This window comes from Micromonospora sp. RHAY321, from assembly GCF_023896955.1.
Classification (GTDB): domain Bacteria; phylum Actinomycetota; class Actinomycetes; order Mycobacteriales; family Micromonosporaceae; genus Micromonospora.
This window is the reverse complement of the sequence record NZ_JAMHIW010000012.1, coordinates 22,856-39,737: the sequence shown is the minus strand read 5'-3', so window position 1 is coordinate 39,737 and position 16,882 is coordinate 22,856. Positions and strand designations below refer to the sequence as shown.

At 72.0% G+C, this 16,882-nt stretch carries 19 protein-coding genes and 1 tRNA gene; 9 read left to right on the top strand and 11 right to left on the bottom strand.

The features are described 5' to 3' along the window. A complete protein-coding gene (locus M8C17_RS22620) occupies positions 1-1,254 on the top strand; it encodes a hypothetical protein (RefSeq protein WP_252418535.1) in 1,254 nt (417 codons plus the stop codon). An 86-nt stretch (positions 1,255-1,340) separates the two neighbouring features. Here M8C17_RS22620 and M8C17_RS22615 read toward each other — a convergent pair whose 3' ends face one another. The 3 genes from M8C17_RS22615 to M8C17_RS22605 form a co-directional block, all read right to left on the bottom strand. After that, the gene (locus tag M8C17_RS22615) at positions 1,341-2,723 is read right to left on the bottom strand and encodes a glycosyl hydrolase family 28-related protein (protein WP_252418534.1); all 1,383 of its coding nucleotides are present in this window, start codon (positions 2,721-2,723) and stop codon (positions 1,341-1,343) included. A gap of 93 nt (positions 2,724-2,816) precedes the next feature. Continuing rightward, entirely contained in the window at positions 2,817-4,088 is a 1,272-nt protein-coding gene (locus tag M8C17_RS22610) for a sugar transferase (protein ID WP_252418533.1), read from the bottom strand. A gap of 341 nt (positions 4,089-4,429) precedes the next feature. Continuing rightward, the gene (locus tag M8C17_RS22605; protein WP_374558923.1) at positions 4,430-5,398 is read right to left on the bottom strand and encodes an LCP family protein; all 969 of its coding nucleotides are present in this window, start codon (positions 5,396-5,398) and stop codon (positions 4,430-4,432) included. 279 nt (positions 5,399-5,677) lie between these two features. On the opposite strand from M8C17_RS22605, the gene M8C17_RS32205 reads away from it, so the two are divergent. From M8C17_RS32205 to M8C17_RS22590, 3 genes are all read left to right on the top strand, one after another. Further along, positions 5,678-6,511: a class I SAM-dependent methyltransferase gene (locus M8C17_RS32205; RefSeq protein ID WP_252418531.1), complete on the top strand. Its 834-nt coding sequence runs from the start codon at positions 5,678-5,680 to the stop codon at positions 6,509-6,511. Between the two features lie 4 nt (positions 6,512-6,515). After that, positions 6,516-7,334, top strand: coding sequence for an MOSC domain-containing protein (locus tag M8C17_RS22595; RefSeq protein WP_252418530.1), 819 nt, complete (start codon positions 6,516-6,518; stop codon positions 7,332-7,334). Between the two features lie 106 nt (positions 7,335-7,440). Continuing rightward, the gene (locus M8C17_RS22590; protein WP_252418529.1) at positions 7,441-8,436 is read left to right on the top strand and encodes an expansin EXLX1 family cellulose-binding protein; all 996 of its coding nucleotides are present in this window, start codon (positions 7,441-7,443) and stop codon (positions 8,434-8,436) included. Positions 8,437-8,440: 4 nt separating this feature from the next. On the opposite strand, the gene M8C17_RS22585 is transcribed toward M8C17_RS22590, so the two are convergent. The 4 genes from M8C17_RS22585 to bcp form a co-directional block, all read right to left on the bottom strand. After that, positions 8,441-8,977: a GNAT family N-acetyltransferase gene (locus M8C17_RS22585; protein WP_256483147.1), complete on the bottom strand. Its 537-nt coding sequence runs from the start codon at positions 8,975-8,977 to the stop codon at positions 8,441-8,443. 90 nt (positions 8,978-9,067) lie between these two features. Beyond that, positions 9,068-9,141 (bottom strand) — tRNA-Leu (locus tag M8C17_RS22580). Continuing rightward, complete coding sequence (locus tag M8C17_RS22575; protein WP_252418527.1) at positions 9,132-9,728, bottom strand: HNH endonuclease; 597 nt, start codon at positions 9,726-9,728, stop codon at positions 9,132-9,134. The genes M8C17_RS22580 and M8C17_RS22575 overlap by 10 nt, the downstream gene beginning before the upstream one ends. A gap of 31 nt (positions 9,729-9,759) precedes the next feature. Continuing rightward, complete coding sequence (bcp, locus tag M8C17_RS22570; protein WP_252418526.1) at positions 9,760-10,236, bottom strand: thioredoxin-dependent thiol peroxidase; 477 nt, start codon at positions 10,234-10,236, stop codon at positions 9,760-9,762. A 170-nt stretch (positions 10,237-10,406) separates the two neighbouring features. Between bcp and M8C17_RS22565 the strand changes: the two genes are divergently transcribed. Genes M8C17_RS22565 through M8C17_RS22550 form a run of 4 tightly spaced genes read left to right on the top strand, consistent with a single transcriptional unit; the run spans position 10,407 to position 13,091 of the window. Continuing rightward, entirely contained in the window at positions 10,407-11,123 is a 717-nt protein-coding gene (locus M8C17_RS22565; protein WP_252418525.1) for an energy-coupling factor ABC transporter permease, read from the top strand. Further along, a complete protein-coding gene (locus M8C17_RS22560) occupies positions 11,120-11,551 on the top strand; it encodes a PDGLE domain-containing protein (RefSeq protein WP_252418524.1) in 432 nt (143 codons plus the stop codon). The genes M8C17_RS22565 and M8C17_RS22560 overlap by 4 nt, the downstream gene beginning before the upstream one ends. A 14-nt stretch (positions 11,552-11,565) precedes the next feature. Further along, positions 11,566-12,336, top strand: a complete 771-nt coding sequence (cbiQ, locus tag M8C17_RS22555) for a cobalt ECF transporter T component CbiQ (protein ID WP_252418523.1) — start codon at positions 11,566-11,568, stop codon at positions 12,334-12,336. After that, positions 12,333-13,091, top strand: a complete 759-nt coding sequence (locus M8C17_RS22550; protein WP_252418522.1) for an energy-coupling factor ABC transporter ATP-binding protein — start codon at positions 12,333-12,335, stop codon at positions 13,089-13,091. Before cbiQ ends, M8C17_RS22550 begins: the two co-directional genes overlap by 4 nt. Before the next feature lie 88 nt (positions 13,092-13,179). Here the strand turns inward: M8C17_RS22550 and M8C17_RS22545 are convergent, their stop codons facing one another. From M8C17_RS22545 to M8C17_RS22530, 4 genes are read right to left on the bottom strand one after another with little or no spacing between them, the layout of a single operon-like run. After that, the gene (locus M8C17_RS22545) at positions 13,180-14,256 is read right to left on the bottom strand and encodes a hypothetical protein (RefSeq protein WP_252418521.1); all 1,077 of its coding nucleotides are present in this window, start codon (positions 14,254-14,256) and stop codon (positions 13,180-13,182) included. Then, entirely contained in the window at positions 14,256-14,969 is a 714-nt protein-coding gene (locus M8C17_RS22540) for a thioredoxin domain-containing protein (RefSeq protein WP_252418520.1), read from the bottom strand. The genes M8C17_RS22545 and M8C17_RS22540 overlap by 1 nt, the downstream gene beginning before the upstream one ends. Continuing rightward, the gene (locus M8C17_RS22535) at positions 14,962-15,486 is read right to left on the bottom strand and encodes a MauE/DoxX family redox-associated membrane protein (RefSeq protein WP_252418519.1); all 525 of its coding nucleotides are present in this window, start codon (positions 15,484-15,486) and stop codon (positions 14,962-14,964) included. Before M8C17_RS22535 ends, M8C17_RS22540 begins: the two co-directional genes overlap by 8 nt. 32 nt (positions 15,487-15,518) lie before the next feature. After that, entirely contained in the window at positions 15,519-16,109 is a 591-nt protein-coding gene (locus M8C17_RS22530) for a sigma-70 family RNA polymerase sigma factor (protein ID WP_252418518.1), read from the bottom strand. 105 nt (positions 16,110-16,214) lie between these two features. Between M8C17_RS22530 and M8C17_RS22525 the strand changes: the two genes are divergently transcribed. After that, entirely contained in the window at positions 16,215-16,847 is a 633-nt protein-coding gene (locus M8C17_RS22525; protein ID WP_252418517.1) for a zf-HC2 domain-containing protein, read from the top strand. Positions 16,848-16,882 lie beyond the last annotated feature (35 nt).

Below are 16,882 nucleotides of genomic sequence, written 5' to 3'. Positions count from 1 at the left end.
GTGCGCCTCATCTCCACTGCGGTGCTGCGGCTGCAACGGTCGCAAATCTCCGTGCAGGCGCTCACCAGGCTGTCCAGCGTGGCGCTGTTCCTCTACGCCTCGTGGGCGGACAACGAGCGGCTGGCTCTGGTCGCACTGCTGGGCGTTCTGCTCGCCATCCCCTACACGCTGATGGAGGCGCTGGTCGGCCGGCCGCTGTCGGCGGGAGTCGTTCCGAACGACTGGAATCTGGAGAGCTGGGCGCGACGGGTCTCCGCGCTGGTGGCACTGCCGGTCGCCGCCGTGGCATTCCTGTCGGTCTCCGTGGCACTGCCGCAGAGCAGTCTCACCGACCGGTTGTGCGTGATCGCTCCGGTGCTCCTGCAACTGCCGGTGGAGGCCATGTTCTGGGCCTGCGCGCGAACCCGCTCGCCGGGCGGCGCCAACCTGATCCCCCAGCTCACCGCACTCGGCACCCTGGTAAGCGGGGCGGTCCTCGTCGCCGCCGACGTCCGCGTCGACATCGCCGCCGTACCGGCACAGCTTGCCGTGCTGGCCTGGGTGGCCCTACGGCCACGGGTGACCCTGACCGGTCGGGTCCGGCCTGGAGCCCGTGAAAGCCTGTCGGTCGGCTCGGTGTACTGCCTGGCTGCGTTGGCCGATCTCGCGTACACGATCGCGCTGCCGTCGGTGGCCGGCGCGGCGGCAGGGCAGACCGCAGTGGTGGTCATGCGGGCCTTGGACCTTGTCTTTGGTCCGTTCCACGTGGTGCTGTCGGCCAGCACCCGGGAGGACATTGTGGCCGGCCGGGCCGGGCGCTGGCGGACTGTCACCCGAGGCCTGACGCTCGCGGCGTGGCTGGGGGTGTCGGTGGTGGTTCTCGCCAGCGAACAGGTGCGCCGCCTGCTCGCCGCCGACCTTGCCGCCGTCGGCGTCGCGGTGGTCGCCGGTTACTGCGTCTACAAGCTGCTGGTCGCGGTCTCCACCTGGCTGTCCGTACGTCACATGATCCGGGCCCGTCCGCGCCGCTACCTGATGTCCGCCATCGGTTCCCGGGTCATCGCGTTCGGTGGGGTCGCGGTCGCGCTCGTCTGGGCCACCGGGGTGTCCGACCTCGTGCTCCAACTCGTGCTCTGCGAGGCGTTGGTGGTGGCCTGGTTCCTGGGGCGAATGCGGGGAAACCCCGTGGAGCCGGCACCGGTGGACGCGCGGCCGGACGGGCACATCGGCGCACACCGGGCGCCACGGTCGGCGGCTTCCGCAACCCGCGTCTGACCGTTGCGGCGCGCCGCCGGCAGATCGTGCCGCAGACGGACCCGCGCCGGCCCACCACCTTTGATAGGCCACGCTGCGGGCGGTCGTCAGGGTTCGGTGGCCATCACCTGGACGGCACCGCTCGGGAAGAGCGCGCACAGTTGGGTTCGGCCGTTGACCTCGCGGGCGAAGACGCGGACGCTCCCGTCCGACGGCCGGTCGGGGGTCGGCTGCGACCGCAGGTCGAAGGCGGGGCGTACGACGAGGTTGTGGTCCGGGTCGCCGAGCCCTTGGACGATCTCCACCTGGGTCGACGGCGCGGGCCGCCCGATCCAGCCGCGTCCCGTTCCTTCGATGCGCCGGCCGTCCTCCGCGAGGGCACCGGGCTGGAAGATGCTGACCCGGACATTCGACAGGCCCCCGTCGGCGCCGAAGTCGACAGCCGCAGTCCCGCAGTTGACGATCCTGCTCTCGACGACGCAGCCGGAGGGCTCCTCCGGCTGCGTCCCCGGAACGAACTGCACCCCGATCTCCGGGTTGGGGTGCGCCTCGTTGTAGCCCAGGACGAACCCGCCGATCCATCGGCAGTCGCTGCGCGAGATGCGTACGCCCACCCCGCCGTTCAGGTCGGCGTAACAGTTGACGCATCCTACGCTGGTGGCGGCCAGGTCGAACGCCACCTCCTGCCGGATGCCCCACGCGTGGCAGTTCACCATCTGGGTACCCGTCGAGTCCCCGGCGACGCGGAACCCCGCGCCCGCGTTCTCAAAGGCCACGCAGTTGAGAAACATCGAATCGTGGGGGCCCTGGAAGGCGACGCCATGCCCGTCGTTGTCGTGCGTACGGAGGGCGGTGAGCCGGGCCTCCATCTGGTGCGACGGAGCGGCCAGGGCGGCCGTCGGGCCCCACTCGCTGACGATGCCGTCGTTCCGGCAGTTGAAGACAATCACCTCGGTGATCTCGTAGCCGTACCCGTACACCCGCAGCCCGTAGCCGCCGTCCGGGTTCTGCTCCTTGTTGCCGTCGAGGGTGAGGTCGCGGAGGCTGAACAGCGTGATACCAGCGTCGGAGCGGGTGCCGGTCAACCCGGCGAAGCCCTCCGACTCCAGGATCGCCGAGTTCGCGCCCGGCCTGAGCCGCAGGATTGTCGCGTCGCCGCCGGAGCCGCGCAGGTGTACCCGGGAACGGAGGGTCAGTCGTCGGGTCAGGTAGACGCCGGGCGGCAGGAAGACGATCCCGCCGGTCGGGCGTACGGCGTCGATCGCTTCTTGGAGGGCCTTGGTGTCGTCGGTCGCGCCGTCGCCCGTCGCCCCGTGGTCACGGACGTTGACAACCCGGCCGTCACCCAGGGACGACAGACCATTCGCGGCTGCGGCGCCGCCCAGAGCCGCCGTACCCACACCCGCCGCGACCGCCCCGCCCCGGAACAACGCGGAGCGGCGGCTGACGGCCAGACCGGTGGGTCTGGCCGTGCTGCCCTCGTGGGCCATTGGTCCCCCTCCCCGTGACACGGTGGACGGACGATGATCCCACGCCGCACCATCGACTTCGTAGCCGGAGCCCTGGCCCGACGGGCCCCGCTGTCAGCGACCGCCGGCCCGGAAAACCTCCGCGACGGTCCGGAGCAGCACCTTGACGTCCAGCCAGGGCGACCAGTTCTCGATGTAGTAGTTGTCGAACCGGGCGCGGTCGGAAATCGGGGTGTCCCCGCGAAGGCCACTGACCTGGGCGAGCCCGGTGAGACCCACCGGAACCCGGTGCCGCATCGCGTACGTGGGGTACTCCGCCGAGAACTTCTCCACGAAGTATGGACGTTCGGGCCGAGGGCCCACCACGCTCATGTCGCCGCGCACGATGTTCCACAACTGCGGGAGTTCGTCCAGCGAGGTACGCCGGAGCAGCCGTCCTACCGGGCCTACCCGCTTGTCGTGCGCGATGGACCAGTTCGTCTGCGACTCGTGCTCGTTCACCGGGCGCATCGAGCGGAACTTGATGACCTGGAAGGGCTTGCCGTGCCGACCGATCCGCTCCTGCTGGAAGAAGATGCCACCGCGGCCGCCGCTCTCCAGGAGCACCGCGATGGCGCAGAGCAGCATCACCGGACTCAGCACCACCAGGGCCAGCGTCGCGAAGGCCACGTCGAACGCCCGCTTGAGCGCCCAGCGCGGACCGGACAGGGTGGTATCACCGATCTTCACGACCGGGATGGCGCCGATGTGGTCCGGGTTGCCGGCGGCCGAGCGGGATCCCCACAGCCGGGGGACGGCCCACAGGTCGCAGGCCGCGCTGCGCGGCTGGCGGAGCACCTCCATCACAGTCGACTCGGAGCTGGCCGGGTCCGCGAGGATCAGCACGTCGCACCGCTGTAGCCGGACCAGGTACTCCAGGTCGTCCAGGGTGCCGGCCAACTGGAGCCCCGCACCGCGCGGCACGGTGTCCACACAGCCGACGAAGCGCAGCCCGTACTGCGGGTAACGGCGCAGCAGGCGCGCTAGCTCCGTCCCGATCGGGCCGCCCCCGATCACGATCGCGTTGTGCTCCACCCACCGCCGCCTGCGGGCCGTCATGACGAGGGTGCGCGTCACCGCGCGGCCCAGGATGACAAGGGCGGCGGAGAGGAGCACGCCGCGCATGAAGTCGTTCAGGTACGAGGCCGAGTCGTACCGGGTCGCCGCGATGATGGCGACGATGGACGCGGCGGCCAGCAGCCGTCCACTCAGACTCGGCAGCTCGTCGAGGAGGCTCAGGTGCCGCCGCGGCCGGTAGAGGCCACCGACGGCGAAGATCACGACGGTCAGGCCGGCCATGGCCAGTGTGCCGCGCCAATAGCGGTCGTTGAGCAGGAGCGGTGCCATGAGGGCGGCCACATCCATCGGCGCGGCGAGCATCCAGGCCCGAAGCGGATTGGTCCGTCCGGACGTACGCGAACTGGCGTACGGCAGGACGGTGGTGGTTTCCAGGTTCTGATTGTGGTCGACGATCGGTGCATCCTGGCGCTGATCGACGCGGCGCGGCGCGGGCGCGCGATCAGGCGCTTCCGCGACGACTCTCGTCGATGTCGACTCGCTCGACATCAATTGGTGTCCTTCCCCGTGATGCCACAGCGGCACAGAATGCCTGCCGGGCGCTCGCAGGATATGGCCGCGCCGACCCGGTCAACAGGGCCGTAAGGATGAATCCGACTCCAACCTGTGGGTCAGGAGGTGGGCTGGAAAGCGGTGATCTCGTTGACCGAGTCGCGCCGCACCGCATCGAAGAGTGTACGTGCCTTAGCGGTGTCCGCGAGCACGACACTTTCGGTACCGATCCGGCCCGTACCCTTCGTCGGGCAGGTGTAGAAGCCGAGGTTGCCACTGCGCAGATGCCGAAGTTCCGTGGCGAGATCCAGGACGGACAGAGAGCGGTCGACCGATACCGAGTCGGCGGTGGCTTTGATGAAGGCGTTGAGCTTGCCCGGGTTGGCCAACGTTCCGCCGGAGGAAGCCTTGTCCAGGATCGCCTTGATGACCTGCTGCTGGTGCCGGATACGGGCGAAGTCGCCGTCGGCGAAGGCATACCGCTCGCGGGCGTAGTCCAGCGCGGCGGCACCGTCGAAGGTCTGACGGCCGGCCTCGAACGTCCGCCGGCTGTCCGGGTTCAGCGAGTGCGTAGAGGTGAACCCCTTCTCGACCGTGACGTCGATGCCTCCGAGGGCATCCACGATCTCCTTGAAGCCGGCGAAATCCACCATCGTCACATGGTCGATCCGCACGCCCGTGAACTTTTCCAGCGTCTGCACCATCAGCGGAACGCCACCCCAGGCGTAGGCAGCGTTGATCTTTGCGTCCCGTCCGCCCCGCGTGCCGTCCTTGGACTTCGGCACGGACACCCAGGTGTCCCGGGGAATCGAGATGAGTTGAGCGCTGGTGCGGTCTTTCGGCAGGTGCGCCATGATGATGGTGTCGGTGCGGGAGCCGCCGGTGTTCTCCGGGTCACGAGTGTCGCTGCCGAGGATGAGGATGTTCATCGCGCCCTCGGCCTTCTCGACCACCTGAGGCCGCTCGGCCGCCGGCACGTCCTCGAACGCGTCCACCCGCTCGATGCCGGATTCAACCGACCGGATGTAGAGCCCTCCGGCTACCAGGCCGGCCCCACCCAGCAGTGCGACGACCAGGAAACTGATCAGGGCCACCCGGCGCCAACGGCGCCTCCGCGGCGGCCGTTGCCCTTCGGCCGGCGACCCGTCGTCGTGCCCGGGATGGAGCGTGCCCGGCATAGGATCAAGGTTTTGCTGCGCGCCTGCCATGGCCGGGATGCTACTGACCGCGCGCACAGCGCGTGAACCCTCGTCCGATCGGCCACCCGCGCTCGACCGTCACGACGTCCCGTGCCCGCCGGACGGATCGGACGAGGAGAAAGTACGACGTCTCTACCATCTGAACCCTGCGCCTGGTACAACGCTCCCGTGGATCGAATCAAGCTCCGGCGGGCCATCGCGCGTACCCCCCTCGCGCCCGTCGCCGCCTTCCCCAAGCGGCTCGCCCGGGTCGCCCGCCACGACGCCAAGGTCCTCCGCATCTCGGCCCGTTGGCTGGTGACCTCCAGGGAGCACCACAACTACACGTACGAGCTCACCAAGCTCAGCCGGCACCACCTGGCCTGGTTCGTCAGCGTCGTCTGTGACCGACCGGTCAAGGAGGTCCGCGGGTGGCTCGATGAGATCGAGTCGGACGATGCGCTGCGCCAGCACATCGAGCAGGCCACCGCCGCCGCCTCCCGCCGTGGCCTCGCCGACAAGAAGGTCCACTACGCCCGCCGGATCGGCTGGTACGCGATCGTCCGGGCCACCCGTCCCGCACACGTCGTGGAGACCGGCGTCGACAAGGGTCTGGGCAGCTGCGTCCTCGCCGCCGCCCTGCTGCGCAACGCGCAGGAGGGTCACCCGGGCCGGGTCACCTCGCTGGACATCAACCCGGAGGCCGGTTACCTGGCCGCCAGCGCGCCCTGGTCCGAGGTCGTCGACCTGGTGATCGGCGACTCGATCGCCTCGATCGGGGCGCTGGACCGCCCGGTCGACCTGTTCCTGCACGACAGCGACCACAGCCGCGCCCACGAGAAGCGCGAGTTCGACGCGGTGGAGCCGAAACTCGCCCCCGGCGCGATCCTGCTCACCGACAACGTCACCAGCACCAACGTGCTCGCCGAGCACGCCGAGCGCACCGGCCGGCGGTTCCTCGCCTACCGGGAGAGCCCCGCCAACCACTGGTACCCCGGCGACGGCATCGGCGTGGCATGGTAGCCGTGTGCGGCTGACGTCGATACACACGTACCCGGTCAAGGGTTGTCACCGGCTCGACCACGACGGCGCGTTCGTGCAGCCGTGGGGTCTGGCCGGTGACCGGCGCTGGATGGTGGTGGACGCCGACGGTGTCGGCGTCACCCAGCGGGAGACCACCCGGCTGGTCGGCCTGCGCGCCACCGTGCGCCCGGGAGGTCTCTCGCTGCGTGCCGACGGGCAGCCCGACCTCGACGTGCCCGAGCCGGCCGGCGGCGAACCGCTGGCGGTGCGCACCTTCCGCAACCGGAAGCTCCCGGTCCCCGCGCTGCCGGCCGGCCCGGCGGCCGACGCCTGGCTCGGCGAGCTGCTCGGCCGGCCGGTCCGGCTGGTCTGGCTGGCCCGGCCGACCCGTCACCTGGCCGCCGAAGGCCGCGACCACGACACCGGCGACCAGGTCAGTTTCGCCGACGCCTACCCGCTGCTGCTGGCGAACGCCGCCTCCCTCGACGCGCTCAACGTCTGGCTGGCCGAGGCCGGCGAGGAGCCGGTGCCGATGACCCGGTTCCGGCCCAACCTGGTGGTCGAAGGGGCACCGGCCTGGGCCGAGGACGACTGGGCCGGCCGGTCGATCCGCGTCGGTGACGTGCGGTTCCGCGCCGCCGGCCCGTGCGACCGTTGCGTGGTGACCACCACCGACCAGGAGACCGGGGTACGCGGGAAGGAACCCTTGCGCACACTCGGGCGGTATCGCAACGTCCGGCAGAAGCTCCTCTTCGGACTCAACCTCGTGCCCGTCGACAGTGGACCGTTGGCCGTCGGTGCTCCGCTGGTCGTCGGGTCCTGACCGGCTGTCCTGCTCCGGAGCGCACCGTTCACCGTCCGTCGATGCTGTCTTAGCTTTGGCTTAGCCGGCTTGTCCGACCGCGCGCGGGTCCGGCAGCATCGCCGTCGTGACCGACGGAAGCGCTCCCGGCGTCGTCGACATCGACCTCGACCTGGATCGGGCTCCGGACGAGCGGCCCGCGCCCTCGTCCGGCCCGGTGCCCTGGCTGGTCGCTGCCGGCGTCACCATCCTCGCGGCGGCACTCGGGCTCACCCTGACGCTGCGCTCCGGTTCCACCCCGGCCTGCGCCGCCGGCCGCTCGCTCGCCGCCGCGCCGCCCACCGGCACCGCCACGCACACCGGCAAGGCGACCTTCTACGACTCGAACGGCGCCGGCGGCAACTGCTCCAACCCGGCCGCCCCCGCCAACCGGCTCTACGTCGCGCTCGGTCCCACGGAGTACGCCGCCGGCGCCGCCTGCGGCGGGTTCCTCGACGTGACCGGCCCGAAGGGCAGCGTCCGTGTCCTGATCATGGATCAGTGCCCGGAGTGCGAACCCGGGCACCTCGACCTGTCCCGGGAGGCGTTCGCCCGGATCGCCGACCCGGTGCAGGGCCTCGTCCCGGTCACCTGGCGCGCGGTGGTCAACCCGCCGCTGCCGGGCCCGCTCACCTTCCGCATCAAGGAGGGCGCGTCGCAGTTCTGGTTCGCCGTCCGGGTGGGCAACCACGGCAATCCGCTGCGCGCCGTCGAGGTCCGGCAGGGCGACAGCGGGCCGTGGCAGGCCGCCGCGCGGCAGGACTACAACTACTGGCTGGTCGCCTCCGGTGCCGGGCCCGGCCCGTTCACCGTGCGGGTGAGCGACGTGTACGGGCACCGGGCCACCGTCTCCGGCATCCGGATGGCACCGGGGCAGGTGCAGACCAGCGCGGTCCGGATGTACGCGCCCGGCGGGGCGGTCGCCACCCCGCGTCCGCGAACCTCGGCGCGGCCGCCCGCGGCGACGCCGACACCGGCCCGCCGGCAGGCGGAGGTGGCCAGGGCCAGTGCGCCGGCGCCGGCGGAGGCCGACGCGCCGGCCACCCGACCGGCCGGGGCGAGCGCACGCTGGTGCGCCGGCTGACCGGTCAGTCGGTCGGCGGCAGGTCCAGCCACATCAGGATCTCGTCCCGGTCGTCGCCCGCCGCCACCCGCAGCGCGCCCGGCAGCCTGCCGATCTCCCGGTAGCCGAGGCGGCGGTAGAACCCGTCCAACCCCAGCCCGTCGCGCACCGTCACGTGCAGCGCCTCGTGGCCCAACTCCCGGCCCAGCCGGGCGGCCTCGCGCATCAGCGCCGAGCCGTATCCCGTGCCCTGCGTGTCCGGGTGGACCATCACCCGCTTCAGCACGCACCAGTGCGCCTTGAGCGGGAACCGGTTGTCGCAGAAGATGAGGACGGCCACCAGGCGCTCGCCGGCGTACGCGGCCAGCAGCCGGTCCGGCCCGTCGGTGATCCCGGCGAAGGTCGCCTCGGCGGTGGCGCGGACGTCGGCGGCGGTGACCGGGGGCACGAAACCGACCGCGCCGCCGGCGTTGGTGACGTCCACCCAGAGGGCGACGATCTCGGCGCGCAGCTGCGGGGTCAGGTCGGGATCGAGGACGAAGCGCAGACTCACGCCCGCCATCCTGACCCGACGACCCGAGCGCCCACCCGCGATCGTGATGGGGGCGACAGATCTGATCCAGCAGAGTTGCCTCGTCTCGCGACGATGACGTGGGGCCGACGGGATTCGAACCCGCACTGGTACGGACCTAAACCGTATGCCTCCTGCCGTTGGGCTACGGCCCCCTGAAGCTGAACTCCATCAGCGTCCACGGACATTCTTGCCGACGAGGCAGTCGCCTGCCTATCCGAAAGCCGGTTGGAGTGACAGCGTCAGGATCGTAGACCACCTCGGGCTCGACGATGGCGGGCCGTCGTTGCCCGGCGTACGTGGCGGTCTGGCTGTGACAGTTCGGGCAGAGCAGCCGGAGGTTCCGCGGCCGGTTGTCGAGGAAGTCGCCGTTTATGTGGTCGACGTGCAGGGTCAGCTTCCCGCCCTGCCACGTCGATCCAATGCCGCAGACCTCGCAGTTCTCGGGCAGACCGATCGTTGCCAGGGCGCGCTTGAGGCGGACACCGGGGATCCGGCGGGAGCCTTCGGGTAGCAGTGTCAGCAGATCCGACGGGGGCCTTCGCCGCCAACGTACGCCACGGTTGTGTGCCTGCCCGGTGAAGTGGGACATGTCGATGCCGAAGCGTTTGAGCTGGCGACTGATGTGCGCGTGCGAGCCACCGCTGACGCGTACGCCGAGCAGCCGCATCACCTCGGTGATGTTCCGCGCGGCGGCGGCCGCCTCGGCGAGCGCCTCCGGCGTGTACTTGTAGCGAACCATCAACGCACGGTAATGGTCCGCTGCGACAGTCTCAGTCCAGGCCGAGGTCGTGGCGGAGCTTGGCGACGTGGCCGGTGGCCTTGACGTTGTAGAGCGCCCGCTCGATCTTGCCGTCGGCGTCGATGACGAAGGTGGAGCGGATCACGCCGGTCACGGTCTTGCCGTACAGCTGCTTCTCGCCGTACGCCCCGTACGCCTGGAGCACCGTCTTGTCGACGTCCGAGACCAGCGGGAAGGTGATGGCATCGCGATCGCGGAACTTCGCCAGCTTCTCGGGCTTGTCCGGCGAGATGCCGATCACCTCGTAGCCGGCGGCCTGAAGCGAGGCGAGCGAGTCGCGGAAGTCGCAGGCCTGCTTGGTGCAGCCGGGGGTCATCGCCGCCGGGTAGGCGTACAGGACGACCTTGCGGCCTCGCAGGTCGGCGAGGGCGAGCTGGTCACCGGTGTCGGTGGGCAGGGTGAACTCGGGCGCGGGGTCACCGGGGGAGAGGCGGTCGGGCGCGGTCATGGCCCGACCCTACCGCCGGGCGCGCGGCCACCCACCCCCACGCCGCGCCGGAGCGGGCGCCGGAAGGTGATCAAGACCATGCGTTGTTGCCAGAGTCTGGCAACAACGAGGTATGGGAAATAAGCTGAGCCCGCCGGCCCGGACGGGTCCGCTGACGCGTGGGAGGTCGCGTGGAAACCCTGGCGATGCACATCTCGAACGGGATCATCGACGGTCCCGTGGCGGCGGTCTTCGCGGCGCTCGCCCTCGCCGCGCTCACCGGCTGCGTCCTGCGCGGCCGGCGCGACCTGGACGACCGGCTGGCGCCGATGGCCGGCCTGGTGGCCGCGTTCATCTTCGCCGTCCAGATGCTCAACTTTCCGATCTTCACGGCCGGGGTGAGCGGTCACCTGCTCGGTGGCGCGCTCGCCGCGATGCTCGTCGGCCCGTGGGTCGGCGCGCTCTGCGTGGCCGTGGTGCTGGTCGTGCAGGCGCTGATCTTCGGTGACGGGGGCGTCGCGATGCTCGGCCTCAACATCACCAACATGGCGCTGCTCGGCACGGCCGCGGCGTACCTGCTGATCGCGGTGCTGTTGCGGGTCCTGCCGCGTACGCGGGCCGGCCTGGCCGTGACCGCGTTCGTCTCCGCGATGGTCAGCGTGGTGGTCGCGTCGCAGGGCTTCGTCCTGCAGTACTGGCTGGGCGGCACCACCGACCTGGGCGGCAACCTGGCCGGCCTGGCCGGCACCATGGCCGGGGTCCACCTGCTGATCGGCATCGGTGAGGGCCTGATCACCGCGACGACCGTTCTGACGGTCGCGAAGGTGCGCCCCGATCTCGTCTACGCGCTGCGTGGGCTGCGGTCGACGTCCGCGCCCGCCGTTCCGGTCGTCGGAGGTGTCCGGTGAAGAACCGTTCCTGGGGTTTCCTGGTCGGCGGGCTGCTGGTCGCCCTGCTGCTGGCCGGGGTCGTGAGCAACTACGCCTCGTCCCACCCGGACGGGTTGGACTCGTCACTGCTGAAGGGCTGCACCGTCGACGCCGACGACACCATCGTCGGCGGAAGCTGCCCGGCCCAGCAGGCCCGTGAGCACGAGTTGGGCGACAGCCCACTCGCCGACTACGGGGTGCAGGGCGTCGGCAACGACTTCCTCTCCACCGGCCTGTCCGGGGTGCTCGGGGTGCTGATCACCTTCGCGATCGGGGCTGGCGGCTTCTGGCTGCTGCGCCGCCGTGGCGGCACGTCGACCCCGGGCGACACGGCGACGCCCGTCGAGGGCGCGACGCCGGCCGAGGGTGACGCGGCGACGACGTCCCGCGCCGGCACGGCCGGCTGAGCGGGGGTACGCGGATGGGCGCCGGTCACGGGCACGTGTTGTACCGGGAGTCGGACTCTCCCGTGCACCGGCTCCCGCCCGAGGTCAAGATCGTGGCGATGGTGGTCTTCACCGTCGCCGTGGTGGCCACCCCACGCGAGGCGTTCTGGGCCTTCGGCGCGTACGCCCTGCTGGTGGCGGCGGTGGCGGCACTGGCGCGGGTAGGGCCCCGGTGGTTGCTCAGCCGGGCGTTGATCGAGCTGCCGTTCGTGCTGTTCGCCGTGGCGCTGCCGTTCCTCGGTGCGGGTGAGCGGGTCGAGGTGCTGGGCCTGCGCCTGTCCGAGGACGGGCTGCACGGCGCGTGGAACATCGTGGCCAAGGGCACCCTGGGGGTGCTCGCCTCGCTGCTGCTGGCCGCGACCACCACCACCCGGGACCTGATCGTGGGGCTGGACCGGCTGCACTGCCCGCAGGTGCTCACCCAGATCGCCACGTTCATGCTGCGCTACCTGGACGTGCTGGTGGGCGAGGCGCGGCGGATGCGGGTGGCCCGGATCTCCCGGGGTGACGACCCGCGTTTCCTGTGGCAGTTGCGCGGCTTCGCCGCCGGGATCGGTGCGCTGTTCCTGCGGGCTTTCGAACGCGGTGAGCGGGTCTACCTGGCGATGCTGTCCCGGGGCTACACCGGTCGCATGCCCGCGGTGTGGCAGGGCGACGGTGCGGCGACCGCCGGTCAGTGGCTGGTCGCGGCGACCGTGCCGGTGTTGGCGGCCTCCATCGCCGCGACCGCCGTCGTGCTGACATGATCGGTGCCGTGCAGACCGCTGTCTCGCTGGACGTTCGTGGCGTTCGGTACGCGTACCCGGACGGGCATGTGGCCCTGCACGGGGTCGACCTGACGGTGCCGCGCGGTGACCGCGTGGCGCTGCTCGGCCCCAACGGCGCCGGCAAGACCACGCTGGTGCTGCACCTCAACGGCATCCTCACCCCCACCGAGGGCAGCGTGAGCGTCGGCGGGCTGACCGTCACGACGGACCGCGCGACCCTGGCCGAGGTGCGCCGCCGGGTCGGCATCGTCTTCCAGGACCCGGACGACCAGCTCTTCCTGCCCACGGTGGCGGAGGACGTCGCGTTCGGGCCGGCCAACCTGGGCCTGCGGGGCGCCGAGCTGGCCGCCCGCGTGGACGAGGCGCTCGCCGCGGTGGGGATGAGCGAGCACCGGGACCGGGCGCCGCAGCATCTCTCGTTCGGGCAGCGCCGCCGGGTGGCGGTGGCCACCGTGCTCGCCATGCACCCGGAGATCCTGGTGCTGGACGAGCCCTCGTCGAACCTGGACCCGGCGGCCCGCCGCGAGCTCGCGGAGATCCTGCGCGACCTGCCGGTGACCCTGCTGATGGTCACCCACGACCTGCCGTACGCGGCGGAGCTGTGCGAGCGTTCGGTGATCCTGGACGCCGGCCGAATAGTCGCCGACGCCCCCACCCTGGACCTGCTGACCAACCCCACCCTGCTAGCCCGCCACCGCCTAGAACTCCCGTACGGCTTCGCCCCGCACCCCTGACCCGCGGCGATCTTGCAGTTGCTGCCCCGGCAATAGGCGCGAAAGCCGTGAATCGGCGGCAGAAAGCGCAAGATCGCGGGAGAAGGGGTCAGGTTTGCGCGGGGGTGGGGGTTCGGGAGGCGGCGTGTAGGCGCAGGATGCCGGCGGCCGTCGCGCCCGCGCCGGTGACCAGCGCCAACGCCACCATGACCCGGGCGACCTCGGCCGGCCAGGGGACCGGGGCGACGGAACGGGCGAACACCGCCGCGTTGGCCACCCCGGCGAAGAGCGCCAGGCAGGCACCGGCCAGCGCCACCGCGAAGTCGGCGGCCGGGCGGCGGGCCAGCGCGTAGCAGCCGGCGGCGATCGCGCCGAGGCCGGTGAGCAGCGACCAGATCTGCCCGGACAGCAGCCCGACGAGCACGCCTCCCACACCCTGGGCGCCGGCGTCCACCTCCCGGCCCACCGGGTACAGCACGGCGACCGCGCCGCCGGCGACGAGCAGCGCGCCCAGCGCGGACAGCGCCCGCGCGCCGGCCGGAGCGGCGGCGGCGAGCAGGCCGAGCGCACCCACCGCGAGCACTCCCACGATCGTCACGACCCACCAGGTGTACGCGTCCGGCGGCGGCACCCAGTCCAGCGTGCCGCGGATCTGCACCGGGTCGCTCCCGTCGCGCAGCGGGATCGCCCAGTCCCGGACCCGGTGCTCGCGCTCGGGCGCGGCGCGCACGGCGTCCGGCGGTGCCGACTCCCGCCACAGCGCCCGTTGGTCGTGCCAGCGCACCGTGGTCCCGTCGGCGATCCGCCGCCAGGACGGCGCGGCCGCGGGGTCGGCCTCGGCGGGCAGCGTCGTGTCACCGGCGATCGTGCGGTTCAGGTAGGTCGCGGGGGACCGGCTGTTCTCGAACACCCCGTCCGGGCCGATGCGCAGGTACGGCTCGCCGGAGTAGCCGATCACCTCGATCGGTCGGCCGGTGCGGTTGGTCAGCTCCAGGCGGGCGCCCGCCTCGACCACCCGTACCTCCAGGCCGGGTCGGGCGGGCGCGACGCCGCTGGTGCGGGTGCGGTAGTCGGTGCCGTCCGGCGCGTCCGCGCCGTGCGCGGCGGCGGGGGCCGCGGTCAGCAGGGTGGCCGCGCAGGCGGCGGTGGCGACCAGGCCGGCGCGGGCCAGCAGGGTACGGAGCACTAGTCGGCCGCCGCCACTGCCGCGGTGAGGCCCTGCGGGCTGCGGTCGGCGAGCGGCTGACCGTTGACCAGGATGGTCGGCGTGCCGGTGACGTCGCTGCGGCTGGCCTCGTCGGTGACGTGCTCCGTCCACGTCCGGTACGTGCTGTCCTTCACGCAGCCGGCGAACGAGGCCCGGTCGAGCCCGACGCCGGCTCCGATGTCGATCAACTGGTCGTCGGTGAGCCCGGCGCTGCCCTCCGGCGGCTGCTGGTCGAAGAGCGCCTTGGCGTACTCGCGGAACTTGCCGCCGGCCGCCGCGCAGCCGGAGGAGGCCGAGGAGCGGGTGGAGTACTCGGTGGTGGAGAAGCGGTTGAGGTACGCCACCGGGTGGTAGACCACCTTCGCCTTGTTCTCGGCCACCAACTGCTCCAGGGTCGCCCCGCTGGCCTGCTCGAACTGCTTGCAGGCCGGGCAGAGGAAGTCCTCGTAGACGTCGACGGTGACCGGCCCGCCGCCGGTGACGATGCCGGTGCCGTCCGCGTTGGCGCCCGGCGGGGTGGTGAAGTTGTCCGAGCGTTGGCCGGACCAGACGGTCCAGCCGATCAGACCGGCGATGACCAGCACGGCGACCGCGGCGGCGGAGACCCAGATCGTGCGTCGGCGGCGCCGTTCGCGAGCCAGTTGCTGGCGGACCACCCGGGCCGCGTCCCGCTGCCCCTTGCGACTACTCATCCTCGTCCTCCACAGCGGGTTCGGCGGACAGCCACCCGTCCACCGAGACGGGCGTACGCGGCCAGATCAGGAGGAATCCGGCCAACACCAAGAATCCCAGGTCCCGCAGGATCTCCGGGAGGTAACTCGGTGCCTGCCCCTGCGCGAGCTGCCCGCCACTGCCGAAGCAGCCGCAGTCGATGGCCAGGCCACGCGTCCAGGCCGAGGCGATGCCCGCGATGAAGACCACCAGCAGTGCGGCGGAGACCGCCGCGCTGAGCCGGGTGGCCAGCCCGAGCAGCAGGAGCACGCCGAGTGCCAGCTCGACGAAGGGCAGCGCGGCACCGACCACGGTCGCCACGTCGTACGGCATCACCTGGTAGGCGTTGACGGCCCGGCCGGAGGCGGCCAGGTCACCGACCTTCGACGCGCCGGCGACCAGCCAGACGGCGGCGAGGCCCAGTCGGGCCGCGATGCCGAGCCAGGGCCGGACGGCGGACCAGCGGGCGGCCCGGGTGGAAGGTGCTGTCACGGTCATTTGTCGTCCCGTCCGCCCCGGAAGTTCCCGGCTCAGCCGGTCAGGGCGTCGCCGACCGCCTCGACCAGGTCGTCACGGGCCCGGGCGACCCGGGAGCGGATGGTGCCCACCGGCACCCCTTCGACGGCCGCTGCCTCGGCGTACGACAGGCCGAGCAGTTGGGTGAGCACGAACGCGGCACGCCGCTCGGCGCTCAACCGCCGGACCAGGTCGGCGGCACCGAGCTGACCGGCCGGGTCCGGGTGCGGTCGGTCGGTGTAGGCGTTGGCCGCCAGCCGTTCGTCGAGTCGCCGACGGCGGACCACCGTGCGCAGATGATCGGCGCAGGCCCGACGGGCGATGCCGAGCAGCCACGTCCGGACGCTGGAGCGACCCTCGAACGCGGGCAGCGCCCGGAACGCCCGCAGGTACGTCTCCTGGGTCAGATCGTCGGCGCTGTCCGGGTCCACCAGCGCGGCGGCGAAGCGCCAGACCTCGACCTGGGTCAGCCGGACGAACGCGGCCTGGGCGGTCGGGTCACCGTCGCGCGCGGTCAACGCCCACTCGGTGGCCGCGTCCCGGGCGACGCCACCGGCCGGGTCGGCCGGACCGGCGGCACCGGTGTCACGCGGGACGGGGATCACGACAAACCAGGTTACGCGGCGCGCGGCGCGACGACAGGTCCCTTCGCCCCTGGATGGTCTGCGCCACGTCGGGAACTTTTCCCCGCCGTGGGCCGACTACCCGTCATGACTTGCGACCACGTACGCGCGGCGCTGTCGGCGCGGCTGGACGGGGAGGACCCGCAGACGTCCTCGGCGGCGCTGGACGCGCACACTGCCACCTGCGCCGGTTGCCGGGCCTGGCTGGCCCGCGCCGAACAGGTGACCCGACTGGCCCGGGTGCAACCGGTGGAGGTGCCCGACCTCACCGCCGCGGTGCTGGCCGCGGTCGCCGCCGATGCCGCCCGCCGCAGCCCGGCCGCCGTCCGGCAGGCCCGCCGGCAGGTGCTGCGGGTCGCGGTGGCGGTGGCCGCGGTGGCCCAGTTGGCGATCGCGCTGCCGATCCTGCTCGCCGGGCTGGGCGTGTCGGTTGACCCGCACACCAGCCGGGAGATGGCCTCGTTCGACGTGGCACTGGCGGTGGGCTTCGCGCTGGCCGCCTGGCGGCCGGAGCGGGCCCGGGCGTTCCTGCCGGTGGCCCTGGTGCTGGCGGTCTGCCTGGCCGGCACCAGCGCGGTGGACATCGCCAACTCGACCACCGCGCTGGTGCACGAGGTCGGTCACCTGGCCGCCGTGGTGCAGGCGGGGTTGCTGTGGGCGCTCGGCCGCACCGGGGAGACGGACCGGCCGCTCACGCCGGCACTGGCGGGGCGCGGGTGAGTCGCCCACACACTCGGGTCGCCGAGATCCGGTCC

Excerpts from the sequence above, each read along its gene's own strand:
- M8C17_RS22615 (WP_252418534.1), bottom strand. The coding sequence starts at position 2,723 with ATGGCCCACGAGGGCAGCACGGCCAGACCCACCGGTCTGGCCGTCAGC.
- M8C17_RS22610 (WP_252418533.1), bottom strand. The coding sequence starts at position 4,088 with ATGGCACCGCTCCTGCTCAACGACCGCTATTGGCGCGGCACACTGGCC.
- M8C17_RS22585 (WP_256483147.1), bottom strand. The coding sequence starts at position 8,977 with ATGGCGGGCGTGAGTCTGCGCTTCGTCCTCGATCCCGACCTGACCCCG.
- M8C17_RS22575 (WP_252418527.1), bottom strand. The coding sequence starts at position 9,728 with ATGGTTCGCTACAAGTACACGCCGGAGGCGCTCGCCGAGGCGGCCGCC.
- bcp (WP_252418526.1), bottom strand. The coding sequence starts at position 10,236 with ATGACCGCGCCCGACCGCCTCTCCCCCGGTGACCCCGCGCCCGAGTTC.
- cbiQ (WP_252418523.1), top strand. The coding sequence starts at position 11,566 with ATGGGCGCCGGTCACGGGCACGTGTTGTACCGGGAGTCGGACTCTCCC.
- M8C17_RS22550 (WP_252418522.1), top strand. The coding sequence starts at position 12,333 with ATGATCGGTGCCGTGCAGACCGCTGTCTCGCTGGACGTTCGTGGCGTT.
- M8C17_RS22540 (WP_252418520.1), bottom strand. The coding sequence starts at position 14,969 with ATGAGTAGTCGCAAGGGGCAGCGGGACGCGGCCCGGGTGGTCCGCCAG.
- M8C17_RS22535 (WP_252418519.1), bottom strand. The coding sequence starts at position 15,486 with ATGACCGTGACAGCACCTTCCACCCGGGCCGCCCGCTGGTCCGCCGTC.
- M8C17_RS22525 (WP_252418517.1), top strand. The coding sequence starts at position 16,215 with ATGACTTGCGACCACGTACGCGCGGCGCTGTCGGCGCGGCTGGACGGG.